Source organism: Microbulbifer okhotskensis (assembly GCF_023895975.1).
GTDB classification, from domain to species: Bacteria; Pseudomonadota; Gammaproteobacteria; order Pseudomonadales; family Cellvibrionaceae; genus Microbulbifer; species Microbulbifer okhotskensis.
This window is the reverse complement of sequence record NZ_JALBWM010000607.1, coordinates 1-208: the sequence shown is the minus strand read 5'-3', so window position 1 is coordinate 208 and position 208 is coordinate 1. Positions and strand designations below refer to the sequence as shown.

Genomic DNA, 208 nt, shown 5'->3' with positions numbered 1-208 from the left:
GAGCAGTGGCGCCTGCGCCGCATCGAGATTATTCATGAGCAGACGCGCGATGAGGAACACGCCGCCGATACGCTGAAGTACCTGATTCGCCTCTACACCGACAACGCCAACCCCAGAGGCAACGCCATTGAACTGGCGGTGCGGGCCTGGGCGCGCATCGATGCTCAGGCGGCCGGTACCGTGCAATCCGTGGATGAAGAGCGTCTGA

Annotated in this window: 1 protein-coding gene; it reads left to right on the top strand. The window is 62.5% G+C overall.

From position 1 onward, the window contains the following. Window positions 1-208 (top strand): hypothetical protein (locus tag MO867_RS23440; protein WP_252473578.1); only part of this gene is annotated, 208 nt, incomplete at both ends.